At 67.4% G+C, this 11,954-nt stretch carries 10 protein-coding genes; 8 read left to right on the top strand and 2 right to left on the bottom strand.

Annotation, left to right across the window (positions count from 1 at the left end):
* Positions 1-77 precede the first annotated feature (77 nt).
* Positions 78-1,454 (bottom strand): MFS transporter, encoded by a 1,377-nt coding sequence (locus QMX83_RS16235; RefSeq protein ID WP_282297677.1) that lies wholly within the window; start codon positions 1,452-1,454, stop codon positions 78-80.
* Positions 1,451-2,251 carry an exodeoxyribonuclease III gene (locus tag QMX83_RS16230; protein ID WP_282297676.1) on the bottom strand — a complete coding sequence of 267 codons (801 nt, stop codon included), beginning with the start codon at positions 2,249-2,251 and terminating at the stop codon, positions 1,451-1,453. Before QMX83_RS16230 ends, QMX83_RS16235 begins: the two co-directional genes overlap by 4 nt.
* Before the next feature lie 164 nt (positions 2,252-2,415).
* Here QMX83_RS16230 and pyrE point away from each other — a divergent pair, with 164 nt between their 5' ends.
* From pyrE to QMX83_RS16190, 8 genes are all read left to right on the top strand, one after another.
* On the top strand, positions 2,416-3,075 hold the full coding sequence (gene pyrE, locus QMX83_RS16225) for an orotate phosphoribosyltransferase (protein WP_282297675.1): 660 nt from the start codon (positions 2,416-2,418) through the stop codon (positions 3,073-3,075).
* Between the two features lie 22 nt (positions 3,076-3,097).
* Positions 3,098-3,787 carry a hypothetical protein gene (locus QMX83_RS16220; protein WP_282297674.1) on the top strand — a complete coding sequence of 230 codons (690 nt, stop codon included), beginning with the start codon at positions 3,098-3,100 and terminating at the stop codon, positions 3,785-3,787.
* 112 nt (positions 3,788-3,899) lie between these two features.
* Positions 3,900-4,043, top strand: a complete 144-nt coding sequence (locus QMX83_RS16215; RefSeq protein WP_282297673.1) for a potassium-transporting ATPase subunit F — start codon at positions 3,900-3,902, stop codon at positions 4,041-4,043.
* A gap of 12 nt (positions 4,044-4,055) precedes the next feature.
* Positions 4,056-5,768, top strand: coding sequence for a potassium-transporting ATPase subunit KdpA (kdpA, locus tag QMX83_RS16210; protein ID WP_282297672.1), 1,713 nt, complete (start codon positions 4,056-4,058; stop codon positions 5,766-5,768).
* 11 nt (positions 5,769-5,779) lie between these two features.
* Positions 5,780-7,831 (top strand): potassium-transporting ATPase subunit KdpB, encoded by a 2,052-nt coding sequence (gene kdpB, locus QMX83_RS16205; RefSeq protein WP_282297671.1) that lies wholly within the window; start codon positions 5,780-5,782, stop codon positions 7,829-7,831.
* Positions 7,828-8,496, top strand: a complete 669-nt coding sequence (gene kdpC / locus QMX83_RS16200; protein ID WP_282297670.1) for a potassium-transporting ATPase subunit KdpC — start codon at positions 7,828-7,830, stop codon at positions 8,494-8,496. The genes kdpB and kdpC overlap by 4 nt, the downstream gene beginning before the upstream one ends.
* A 37-nt stretch (positions 8,497-8,533) precedes the next feature.
* A complete protein-coding gene (locus QMX83_RS16195; protein ID WP_282297669.1) occupies positions 8,534-11,194 on the top strand; it encodes a sensor histidine kinase KdpD in 2,661 nt (886 codons plus the stop codon).
* Positions 11,184-11,894 carry a response regulator transcription factor gene (locus QMX83_RS16190; RefSeq protein ID WP_282297668.1) on the top strand — a complete coding sequence of 237 codons (711 nt, stop codon included), beginning with the start codon at positions 11,184-11,186 and terminating at the stop codon, positions 11,892-11,894. Before QMX83_RS16195 ends, QMX83_RS16190 begins: the two co-directional genes overlap by 11 nt.
* The last annotated feature ends 60 nt before the right edge of the window (positions 11,895-11,954 follow it).

Genomic DNA, 11,954 nt, shown 5'->3' with positions numbered 1-11,954 from the left:
GCTCAAGATTCCCGTCGTGCCTGAAACACCGGTAGCGCCGGCCGTTGGCCGGCCCAGGCAGTGTTGCTCCCGGGCGGTCAGGCGGCCGTCGTACGTTGCCGCCGCTGCTGCCAGATCAGGCCCAGGCACAGCAGCACGACTGGAATGGCGATCAGCGCGGTGCCGATGAAGAACAGCGCGTAGCCCTCCAGCAGGGTGCGGCCCTGCGCCAGGCTCTGCACGGCCCACCCTGACAGACCCTTCAGCGCCTTGCCGGGCATGGCGTAGAACGAGCTCAGCAGGGCGTACTGGGTGGCGGTGTAGCCGATGCTGGTCAGGCTGGACATGTAGGCGATCAGCGCGGTGCCGGCGACCCCGTTGGCAAAATTGTCGATCGCCATGGCAACCGCAAAGTGCGTGGCGTCCGGTCCCACATAGGCCAGCCAAGCGAAGGCCAGGTTGGAGCATGGCCCCAACACCGCGCCCACCACCAGCGTCACCAGCACGCCCCATCGGACGGCCAGCAGGCCGGCGGCCGCGATGCCGACGAACGTGGCTACCAGACCCACCGAGCCGCGGACCGCGCCGACCACATCTTCGGTCAGACCGAGGTCGACGTAGAACGGATTGGCCATCGGTCCCATGATGAAGTCGGCCATGCGGTAGGCGCTGATGGCGACCAGGATCAGGATCGCGCCGCTGCGATGTTCGCGGATGAAGGCCACAAACGGGCCCACCACGGCGTCAAATAGACCGCGCGGGGTCCACAAGGGAGCGCCCTGCGCCTTGACCGCAGCCACCTCGCGGGCCGGCTCACGGGCAATAAATACCGCCACGACCCCTACCGACATCAATGCGGCCATGATCTCGTAGGAGACCTGCCAGCCGACGCGCGCCGCGATGAGCAGGATCAGGGAGTCGGTCACCAACAGCGCGGTGCGATAGCCCAGCGCGGAAGAAGACGTCAACAGGCCCAGCTGCTCGCTGTCGTTCGCGCTTTCGATGCGCCACGCATCGATGACGATGTCCTGGGTGGCCGACGCAAAGGCCACGATGACGGCCATGACGCCAAACACCGCGACGTGTTCCCAGGCAATGCCCAGGAACATCACATGCCCGCCCTTGGGCTGGACGAGCGCCATGCCGACCAGCCCGATGGCGACCACGATCTGAGCCAGCAACATCCAGCCACGGCGGCGACCCAGGCGTCCGAAGCCGGGCACGTCAGTGCGGTCGACAATCGGGGCCCACAGGAACTTCAGGGTGTAGGCCAGGCCGACCCACGACAGGAAGCCGATGGTGCTGAGGTCGATGCCTTCCTTGCGCATCCAGAAGCCAAGCGTGTTGCCCACCAGATAGAGCGGAATGCCTGACGCAAAGCCCAGCAGCAACATGGCCAGCACTTTCCGCTGGCGAAGATTGGCCAGCACCCGCTGCCACGGGCGTTGGCGCTTGGCAGCGACCGCTTCACTCATGGGGCGTAGTCCACCGTGAACGGGGCATGGTCGGAGAAGCGCTCGTCGCGGTAGATCGAGCAGCTGCGCAGGCGCTCACGCAGACCGGGGCTGACGAACTGGTAGTCGATGCGCCAACCGACGTTGTTGGCACGGGCGGCACCACGGTTGCTCCACCAGGTGTAGTCCTCGCCCTGTGGATGCAGCAGACGGTAGGCGTCGGTCCAGCCCTGGCCGGCGGCGATGTCCATGGCCTGGTCGGTGTCCACGCACTGGCCGTTGAGCCAGTCACGTTCGGGCGGCAGGCAGCCGGAGTTCTTCTGGTTGGACTTCCAGTTCTTGATGTCGAGCGCCGAGCGCACGATGTTCCAGTCGCCGCACAGCACGTAGTCGCGGCCGCTGGCCAGCCACTGCGCCAGGATCGGCCGCAGCCATTCCATCACCTCGTACTTGAAGCCCTGGCGCAGGTCGCCTGAGCTGCCGGAGGGAATGTAGAACGAGACCACGCTGAGGTTGCCGTAACGGGCCTCGATGTAGCGGCCTTCGTCGTCGAACGGGGCCCAGCCCAGCGAGGTAATGACCTGGTCGGGCTCCTTCCTGCTGTAGATGGCCACGCCGCTGTAGCCCTTCTTGGTGATGGCGTCGCGGTAGAAGCAATGGTGGCCGTCCGGGCGGAACATGGGGTCGGCCAGCTGGTCTTCCTGGGCCTTGGTTTCCTGGATGCACAGCACGTCGGCATTCTGGGCGCGGAACCAGTCAAGGAAGCCCTTGCTGGCGGCGGAGCGGATGCCATTGGCGTTGAAACTGATGATGCGCATGCGATTCCAGGGTTGGTGCGGGAACCGACAAAGCATACCGGGTTGCCCGGGCCGGCGGCTGGCCGGATCCGGCCGCTGCTGGGGCCTGCGACGGCCTGCCGCGAGCCTGAATTGGGGCCGATGCATTAGCATCTGCGCTCCAAAGAGAATTGAATAGTCATTAGATGAGCGACCATCGTCACCGTTTCCTGCAGCTGGCCCTGACCGCCGACGCGCTGCGTTTTGGCCAGTTCACCCTGAAGTCGGGCCGGCTGAGCCCCTATTTCTTCAACGCCGGGCGTTTCGACTCCGGTGCCCGCATGGCCCAGCTGGCGGCCTGCTACGCCGACGCCGTCGAAGCCACCGGCCTGAAGTTCGACGTGGTGTTCGGCCCGGCCTACAAGGGCATTCCGCTGGCCACGGCGACCGCCTGTGAATTCGCCCAGCGCGGCCGCGACCTGCCGCTGTCGTTCAACCGCAAGGAAGCCAAGGACCACGGCGAAGGCGGCAACCTGATCGGCGCGGACATGAACGGCAAGCGCGTGCTGATCGTGGACGACGTGATCACCGCCGGCACCGCCATCCGCGAGGCGCTGGCGATCATCAAGGGCGCGGGCGGTACCCCGGCCGGGATCGTGGTGGCGCTGGACCGCCAGGAGATCGCCTCGGAAACCGACCGTCGTTCAGCGGCCCAGTCCGTGGCCGAAGAGGCCGGCATTCCGGTGGTGGCGGTGGCCACCCTGGCGGATCTGCTTGATTTTGCCTCCGGAAATCCGGAACTTGTCGGGTACCGGCAGCCGCTGGAGGACTATCGGTCCCGTTACGGCAGCCGTCCCACGCGTTGATTGCAGCAGGGGGCTGCCCATCATGTCCAGGTTCACCACGTTATCGCTGACCGCCACCGCACTGGCTCTGCTTGCAGCCGCCCCGGCGCTGCAGGCGCAGGACCAGCGCCCGAAGTACGACCGGGTCCAGGCCCAGCCGAAAAAGCTCTACTGCTGGAACAAGGGTACCGAGCGCATCTGCAGCGATGCCCTGCCGCAGGACGCGGTGAACAACGCGCGTGAGGAATTCGGGGTGAAGAGCGGCCTGCGTCGGGGTGGCGTGGACCGCACCCTGACCGAGGAGGAGCGGGCCACCGAGGCGGTCGCCGATGCCCAGCGCAAGTTGGACAAGGCCGCTCAGGAAACCCGCGACCGCACCGAACAGGCGATGCTGGTCACCTATGAAAATGAGGACGACCTGCGTCGCGTGTTCAACGAGCGCACCGGCATCCTGGACAACAACGTGCAGACCGCCAGCTACAACGTGGCCAGCCTGCGCGAGGCCCTGGTGACGCTGCTGTCCAGCGCGGGCGACCGCGAACTGGCCGGCCAGCCGGTGCTGCCCAAGCAGACCGACGACATCCGCCTGCGCCACACCGAGCTGGTGGCGCAGCAGCGCCTGCAGGCCTCGTTCATCGCCCAGCGCAAGGCGCTGGATACGGAGATCGAGGAGACCCTGCAGCGTTATCGGGTGTTGAAGGGCACCGCGGTGGCGAACGACCCGCGCGGCTGATCGCGTTTTTTATGGCTTTTTTACGCCCGGGCAACGGCACGGGCGTGGAGCGTTTACGCGGGTGAGGGGGACGATGGCGGCCTGACGTGGAGTGGTTCCACCTGGACGTCCCATGAGCCTGATTCTGTCTGCTGTTGCCGCCGCTGCGTCGACGCCGCCTACCCTGCCCGCCTGGCTTGCCCTGGTGTGCGGCGTACTGGTGATCGTTGCCGCTGCCTACCTGCTGTACGTCGTGCTTGCGCCCGAAAAGTTCTGATCGGAGCCGACCATGACCGAGATCCTTCTGATTCTTGCGGCCAGCATCGTGCTGGCCTTTCCGCTTGGGCTTTACCTGGCCCGCGTGATGCGCGGCGGGCCGATGGCCGGCGATGCCGTGTTCGGGCTGATTGAAAAGCCCCTGTACTGGGTGCTGGGCGTGAACCCGGCGCGAGGCATGAACTGGCGCGGCTATGTGGGCGCGTTCCTGCTGAGCAATGTGGTGATCGCGGTGCTGGTGCAGATCGTGCTGATGACCCAGGCCTGGCTGCCGTTCAACCCGGACCAGATTCCCAACATGCGGTGGGATACCGCGCTGCACACGATGGTGTCGTTCCTGACCAACACCAACCAGCAGCACTACTCCGGCCAGGCGCAGCTGTCCTACTTCGCGCAGATGACCGCCATTACCGGCCTGCAGGTGGTGACGCCGATGATGGGCCTGGCCCTGCTGGTGGCCACCCTGCGCGCCCTGTTCGCCAAGACCGACACCGCCGCCCAGGCCGAACCGGTTGCGCACGGAGACCGCCAGATTAATGTCGGCAACTACTACGCCGACGTGGTGCGTTCGTGCGTGCGCTTCCTGCTGCCGCTGTGCCTGCTGTGGGCCGTTCTGCTGACCAGCCAGGGCGTGCCGTCCACGCTGGCCGGTGGCCCGACGGCCACGCCGATCGACGCCTCGGCTGGCCTGGAAACGCAGAAGCTGCCGCTGGGCCCGGTAGCCGCGATGGTGGCGGCCAAGCAACTCGGTGCCAACGGCGGTGGCTGGTATGGCCCCAACAGCGCGGTGCCACTGGAGAACCCGACGCCGCTGTCCAACGCGCTGGAGGTGATCAGCATCCTGCTGGTGCCGATCGCCATCGTGTTCATGCTGGGCGCGTTCACCGGCCGCAAGCGCTTCGCCGGCCTGGTGTTCGGCTGCATGTTGGCGATGTCCAGCCTGTCCGTTGCCGCCACGGTGTGGCTGGAAGGCTATTCGGCCAGCGCCGCCAGCCCGCTGCTGATGGAAGGCAAGGAGGTGCGCTTCGGAGCCGACGGCACTGCGCTGTGGGCAGCCGTGACGACCCAGGTGAGCAACGGCTCGGTCAACGGCATGCACGATTCGCTGAGCCCGCTGGCCGGTGCGGTGCCGATCGTCAACATGCTGGTCAGCGCGATCTGGGGCGGTATTGGCTGCGGGGTGATGCAGTTCCTGGTGTACATGCTGCTCGGCGTGTTCCTGGCCGGACTGATGACCGGACGCACCCCGGAGCTGTATGGCCGCAAGCTGGAAACCCCGCAGATCCGTCTGCTGGCGCTGCTGATCCTGCTGCAACCGATCACCCTGCTGGTGCTGACCGGGATTACCCTGGCAGTGCCGTCGCTGACCGGCAACTCGAATCCGGGCTTCCATGCGGTCAGCCAGGTGTTCTACGAGTATGTTTCGGCCTACGCCAACAACGGTTCGGGCTTTGAGGGACTGGGTGACGCCACGCCGTGGTGGAACCTGACCTGCACGCTGGTGTTGATGTTGGGCCGCTACCCGCTGCTGATCGTTCCGCTGGTGATCTGCGCGCAGCTGGCGGCCAAGCGTCGCGCGCCGGAAACCGCCGGCACGCTGCAGCTGGAAACCCCGACCTTCGGCATCACCCTGATCGCGGTGATCGTCATTCTGACCGTATTGCAGTTCATGCCGGCGCTGGTGCTGGGCCCGGTGGCCGACCACCTGTCGCTGACCCTGCAGTGAGACACGATTCCATGAGCACGCTTCCTTTGAATGCATCTTCTCCTCGCCGCCAACGTCTGCTGGACGCGGCCGGCCTGCGTCGCGCCCTGCGCGATTCGGTGATCAAGCTGTCGCCGCGTCATCTGATCCACAGCCCGGTGATGGCGGTGGTGATGGTGGGCACACTGGTGGCGCTGCTGGTCACGCTGACCGGCAACGCACCGCTGGGCTTTGGCCTGACCGTGACCGCGATCCTGCTGCTGACGGTGCTGTTCGGCAACTTCGCCGAAGCAGTGGCCGAAGCGCGGGGCCGCGGCCAGGCCGCCTCGCTGCGGCGTGCCCGCCAGGACCTCACCGCGCGCCGGCTCTCGGCGGCGCATGCCGGTGCCAGCCAGACGCATGTACCCGCGGCGGAACTGCGCCCCGGTGACCACGTGATTGTCAGCGCCGGTGAACTGGTGCCGGCCGATGGCGAGATCGTGCAGGGCCTGGCCACCATCAACGAGGCCGCGGTGACCGGTGAATCGGCCCCGGTGCTGCGCGAGGCCGGTACCGACCGCAGCGGCGTGATCGGCGGTACCAAGGTGCTGTCCGACCAGATCATCGTGAAGGTGACGGCCGAGCCGGGCCACAGCTTCCTGGACCGCATGATCGCGCTGGTTGAAGGCGCGAACCGGCAGAAGACCCCCAACGAGGTCGCGCTGACCCTGCTGCTGGCAGCGATGACGCTGACCTTTCTGGTGGTGGTCGCCACGCTGCCGGCGATCGGTTCGTTCGTGGGCGTCAATGTTGACCCGCTGCTGCTGATCGCCCTGCTGGTGTGTCTGATTCCGACCACCATCGGCGGGCTGCTGCCGGCCATCGGTATCGCCGGCATGAACCGCGCCCTGGCCGCCAACATCCTGGCCAAGTCCGGCAAGGCAGTTGAAGTGGCCGGTGACGTCGACGTGCTGCTGCTGGACAAGACCGGCACGATCACCCACGGCGACCGTCAGGCGACGCACTTCCACGCGCTGGCGGGCATCGATGCCACCCAGTTGCGTGAAGCGGCACTGTTGTCCTCGCTTGCCGACCCGACCCCGGAAGGCAAGTCGATCGTGCGCCTGGCGCGCGAACAGGGCTGCACCACCGCCGAGCCGGACCGCGCGGAGTATCTTGCCTTCACCGCGCAGACCCGCATGAGCGGCGTGGATCTGGATGGTGGCCGTCGGATCCGCAAGGGCGCTTCGGACGCGATCACCGCCTATGTGCGTGAGCTCGGCGGTTCGGTGCCGGCGGAGCTGGCCGGCCGCGTCGAGCAGGTCGCGCGCAACGGGGCCACGCCGCTGGTCGTGTGCGAAGGCCGTCATGTGCTGGGGGTGATTGAACTCTCGGACGTGGTCAAGCACGGCATGCGCGAAAAGTTCGCCCAGCTGCGTGCGATGGGTATCCGCACGGTGATGATCACCGGTGACAACCCGCTGACCGCTGCGGCCATTGCAGCTGAAGCCGGCGTGGACGACTACATCGCCGAAGCCCGCCCGGAAGACAAGCTTGCCCGCATCCGTGCGGAACAAGCCGGTGGCCGCCTGGTGGCGATGGTGGGCGACGGTACCAACGACGCCCCGGCGCTGGCCCAGGCCGACATCGGCCTGGCGATGAACTCCGGTACGCAGGCGGCCAAGGAGGCCGGCAACATGGTCGACCTTGATTCGGATCCGACCAAGTTGCTGGCCGTCGTGGAAGTGGGCAAGCAGCAGCTGATCACGCGTGGTGCGTTGACCACCTTCTCGCTGGCCAACGACGTCTCCAAGTACTTCGCAATTCTGCCGGCGCTGTTTGCTGCCGCGCTGCCGGCGATGGCCACGTTGAACATCATGGGGCTGTCCAGCCCGCGCAACGCGGTGCTGGCGGCGCTGATCTTCAATGCGCTGGTGATTCCGGCGTTGATTCCGCTGGCCCTGCGTGGCGTTCGCTTCCGTCCGGCCACCGCGACCGCGCTGCTGCGCCGGAACATGCTGGTGTACGGGCTGGGCGGCGTGCTGTTGCCGTTTGCGGCCATCAAGTTGATCGACCTCCTCCTTGTCATGGTGTTTGGCGCATGAACCGTTCAATGACTGCTGCTTCTTCCCGCGTGATCGCAGCGCGCGCCGATGCAACCGTTGCCGTGCAGGACCGCGCCGCACTGCGCCCGGCCCTCGGCCTGGGCGTGGCCAGCCTGTTGGGGTTCGGCCTGCTGTATGCGGTGGCGACGACCGGCGTGGTCGGCGCGATGTTCCCCGACCAGGCCAACGGCAGCCTGCTGGTGCAGGATGGCCAAGTGCGCGGGTCGCGGCTGGTGGCGCAGCCATTCGCCGCAGATCGCTACTTCCAGCCACGCCCCTCGGCTGCCGGCTATGACCCGATGGCGGCCGCCGGCAGCAACATGGCGCGGACCAATCCGGACCTGCAGGCGCGGGTGAAGGCGGCGACCGACGCGGTCGCGGCGCGTGAGGGCATTGCCGCTGCCGATGTGCCGGCGGACCTGGTGACCCAGTCAGGGGGCGGGCTGGATCCGCATGTTTCGCCGGCCGCCGCACAGGTGCAGGTGGCGCGGGTGGCCAAGGCGCGGGGCATGACGGTGGAACAGGTGGAGGCATTGGTTGCCGCGCATACCGAAGGCAGGACCTGGGGGGTGTTTGGGCAGCCGCGGGTGAATGTGTTGATGTTGAACGTGGCGTTGGATGGCGCGACGAGCAGCCGGGCAGAGCCCGGCGCTACGGGGCTGTGATGTTGTTGTGGCGGCATTGCGCGCACAATCTTCTCCCATGACTGACTCCCGTACCCGGCAGGCTGATGCGCTGGTGGAAAGCCTGCAGCGTGAGGCCGGTGGCAAGCTGACCGTGTTCCTGGGCGCAGCCCCAGGCGTGGGCAAGACCTACAGCATGCTGACCCGCGCGCATGAGCAGCTGCGGCGTGGCGTGGACGTGGTGGTGGGGCTGGTCGAAACCCACGGCCGCGCCGATACCGCCGCGTTGCTGGACGGACTGCCGCAAGTGCCGCTGCTGGAGCGCGATTACCAGCAGCACATCCTGCACGAGATGGACCTGGACGCGGTGCTGGCGCGCCGTCCGGCGCTGGTGCTGGTGGATGAACTGGCGCACCGCAACGTACCCGGCAGCCGCCACGAGCGGCGCTGGCAGGACGTGGGCGAACTGCTGGATGCCGGCATCGACGTGTGGACCACGATCAACATCCAGCATCTGGAAAGCCTCAACGACGTGGTGATGCGGATCACCGGCGTGCGGGTGAGCGAAACCGTTCCCGATGCCGTGCTGGACCGCCTGCACGACATCGTGCTGGTGGACCTGCCGCCACGCGAACTGATCGAGCGTCTGCAGCAGGGCAAGGTGTACGTGCCCGAACAAGCCGCGCAGGCGTTGAATGCGTTCTTCTCGCCCGCCAACCTCACCGCACTGCGCGAGCTGGCGATGCAGGAAGCGGCAGACCGGGTCGACAGCAGTCTGCGCGAGACCCGCGCCGCACGCGGCGAAGGCAACCTGCCCTTGCGCCGGCGCGTGCTGGTGGCCATCGATGGCAGCGGACAGAGCGAGTACCTGGTGCGCGTGGGGCGGCGTATCGCCGAGCGCCGTGACGCGCCGTGGACGGTGGTCACGGTGCAGAACCGCCGCTTCGATGAGCAGACCCGGCGCGAGATCGACGCTGCTTTCGCCCTCGCCCGCCGACTGGGCGGCGAGGCCGAACTGCTGCACGGGACCAGCATTGCCGACGCACTGCTGGACCATGCGGCGCATAACAGCGTGTCCACGCTGGTGCTGGGGCGCACCCGCGAGCGGCCGTTCGCGCGCATGCTCAACCGCACCCTGACCCAGCAGCTGGTGCAGCGTGGCGCGCATTACGAGATCACCATCATCGGCACGCCGCAGGCGCGCGCGCATGCCCGTCGGCATGGGCTTTCGATGCCTTCGCTGAACGCCGGGACCGACGCGCTGCTGGCAGTGGCGGCGACCGCGGCGGCGTGCGCCGTGGCCGCCATCGCCGAGCGTTGGGTCGGGCTGTACGACCTGTCGATGGTGTTCATCGTGGCCGTGGTGCTGGTTGCCGCACGCAGCCGCACCCGCGCGGCGGTGATGGCGGCCGCGCTGTGCTTCCTGGCCTACAACTTCTTCTTCATCACCCCGCGCTTCACCTTCGCGATCAGCGCGCGCCAGGGCGTGATCACGGTGTTCCTGTTCCTTGCCGCCGCGCTGGTCGCAGGCCGATTGGCCTCGCGACTGCGGATGCAGGTGGTGGCGCTGCGTGCGGCCAACCGGCATGCCAATGCACGCCAGGTGCTGGGGCGACAACTGACCCGCGCTGCCAGCATCGAACAGGTGGCGCAGGCCGGGCGTGAGGCGCTGGAGCAGGCCCTCGACGTTCCGGCCTGGCTGCGCATCGGGCCGGAAACCAGTGCCGGCGGCAGCGGTGTTCCGGGTGAGACCGACCTGGCTGCGTCGGACTGGGCGCTACGGCACGGTCAGCCCAGCGGTCGTTTCACCGATACCCTGGCGGGGGCGCAATGGTGGTTCCTGCCGCTGCTGGACGGGGAAGCGAAGCCGATCGGCGTGGCGGGGATGCGCTTCCCTCGTAGCGTGCCGCGGCTGACCCCGGAGCAGCGGCAGTTGGCGGAAGCGATGGTGGACGACATCGCGCAGGCGGCGCTCCGCACCCAGCTGGTGGCCGACCTGGAAAAGGCGCATGTCAGCAACGAGACCGAGCGGCTGCGCTCGGCACTGCTGTCTTCGGTATCCCACGACCTGCGTTCACCGCTGTCGGCGATGATCGGCTCGGCCGAAAGCCTGTCCAGCTATGCCGATGCGATGGACGCCACTGACCGCCGCGCCCTGCTCAGCACCATTCTGGTCGAGGGCGAGCGCCTGGACCGCTATATCCAGAATCTGCTCGACATGACCCGGCTGGGCCATGAGGGCCTGCAGATCAACCGCGACTGGATCGGCGTGGACGAACTGATCGGCTCGGCGGCACGACGCCTGCAGCGCTACCAGCCCGACGTGAAGCTGCAGCTGGATATCCCCGCCACGTTGGACCCTATCTGGGTGCATCCGGCGCTGGTCGAACAGGCCGTTTTCAACGTGATGGAGAACGCGGCCAAGTTCTCGCCGCCCGGAGCGCCGGTGGAGGTCACGGCGCGCCTGGTGGAGGGCGAACTTCGCATCGACGTGCTCGATGCCGGCCCCGGCATTCCCGATGACGAGCGCGCACGCATCTTCGACATGTTCTACACCGTCGAGCGGGGCGATCGCGGCCGGCACGGTACCGGGCTGGGCCTGACCATCTGCCAGGGCATGATCGGTGCACATGGGGGCCGGGTGCAGGCGCTGCCCGGACGCGACGGACGCGGTACCCTGATCCGCATCACGCTGCCGCTGCTGCACCCCCACCCTGCCGATGACCCCGATGAATTCTGAGCCTGCCCAGAGCGTACCGCCGGCCCGTGTGCTGGTGATCGACGATGAAGCGCAGATCCGCCGCTTCCTGGACATCAGCCTGCGCGCGCAGGGGTATCGCGTGCTGCAGGCGGAGACCGGGCAGCAAGGCCTGGAGATGCTGGCGACCGAAGGCGCCGAACTGGTGATCCTCGACATCGGCCTGCCTGACCTCGAGGGTCACCAGGTACTGGCGGAGCTACGCCAGTGGAGCCAGGTACCGGTGATCATGCTGACCGTGCGGGCCAGCGAGACCGAGAAGGTGAAAGCGCTGGACAATGGTGCCAACGACTACGTGACCAAGCCGTTCGGCATCCAGGAACTGATGGCGCGGATCCGTGCACTGCTGCGCTCGCGCACGGTGAGCGCGGACGGGGCACTGCCGCAGTTCGACGATGGCCACCTGCATATCGACCTGGTGCGGCGCGAGGTGCATCTGGACGGTGCGCCGGTGGCGCTGACCCGCAAGGAGTACGCGCTGCTGTCGCTGCTGCTGCGCAATGCGGGCCGGGTGGTGACCCAGCCGCAGATCCTCGCCGAGATCTGGGGTCCGACGCATCAGCACGACACGCACTACCTGCGCATCCTGGTCGGCAAGCTGCGGCACAAGCTGGGCGACTCCGCGCTGGAGTCGCGTTATCTGTTTACCGAGCCGGGGGTTGGCCTGCGGTTCAAGGGCTGACCCTGGACGGTAGCGCCGGCCGTTGGCCGGCCCTCAGCAATGCGTGGGCCGGCCAACGGC

This window comes from Stenotrophomonas sp. PS02289, from assembly GCF_029960115.1.
Taxonomy (GTDB): Bacteria; Pseudomonadota; Gammaproteobacteria; order Xanthomonadales; family Xanthomonadaceae; genus Stenotrophomonas.
Note: the sequence above shows the minus strand (reverse complement) of the source record. Positions and strands in the feature narration are given on the sequence as shown.

What these genes read in the sequence shown, in the direction of transcription:
- kdpC (WP_282297670.1), top strand. Translation starts at nt 7,828, where the DNA reads ATGAACCGTTCAATGACTGCTGCTTCTTCCCGCGTGATCGCAGCGCGC.
- kdpB (WP_282297671.1), top strand. Translation starts at nt 5,780, where the DNA reads ATGAGCACGCTTCCTTTGAATGCATCTTCTCCTCGCCGCCAACGTCTG.
- QMX83_RS16195 (WP_282297669.1), top strand. Translation starts at nt 8,534, where the DNA reads ATGACTGACTCCCGTACCCGGCAGGCTGATGCGCTGGTGGAAAGCCTG.
- QMX83_RS16230 (WP_282297676.1), bottom strand. Translation starts at nt 2,251, where the DNA reads ATGCGCATCATCAGTTTCAACGCCAATGGCATCCGCTCCGCCGCCAGC.
- QMX83_RS16215 (WP_282297673.1), top strand. Translation starts at nt 3,900, where the DNA reads ATGAGCCTGATTCTGTCTGCTGTTGCCGCCGCTGCGTCGACGCCGCCT.
- QMX83_RS16220 (WP_282297674.1), top strand. Translation starts at nt 3,098, where the DNA reads ATGTCCAGGTTCACCACGTTATCGCTGACCGCCACCGCACTGGCTCTG.
- QMX83_RS16190 (WP_282297668.1), top strand. Translation starts at nt 11,184, where the DNA reads ATGAATTCTGAGCCTGCCCAGAGCGTACCGCCGGCCCGTGTGCTGGTG.
- QMX83_RS16235 (WP_282297677.1), bottom strand. Translation starts at nt 1,454, where the DNA reads ATGAGTGAAGCGGTCGCTGCCAAGCGCCAACGCCCGTGGCAGCGGGTG.
- kdpA (WP_282297672.1), top strand. Translation starts at nt 4,056, where the DNA reads ATGACCGAGATCCTTCTGATTCTTGCGGCCAGCATCGTGCTGGCCTTT.
- pyrE (WP_282297675.1), top strand. Translation starts at nt 2,416, where the DNA reads ATGAGCGACCATCGTCACCGTTTCCTGCAGCTGGCCCTGACCGCCGAC.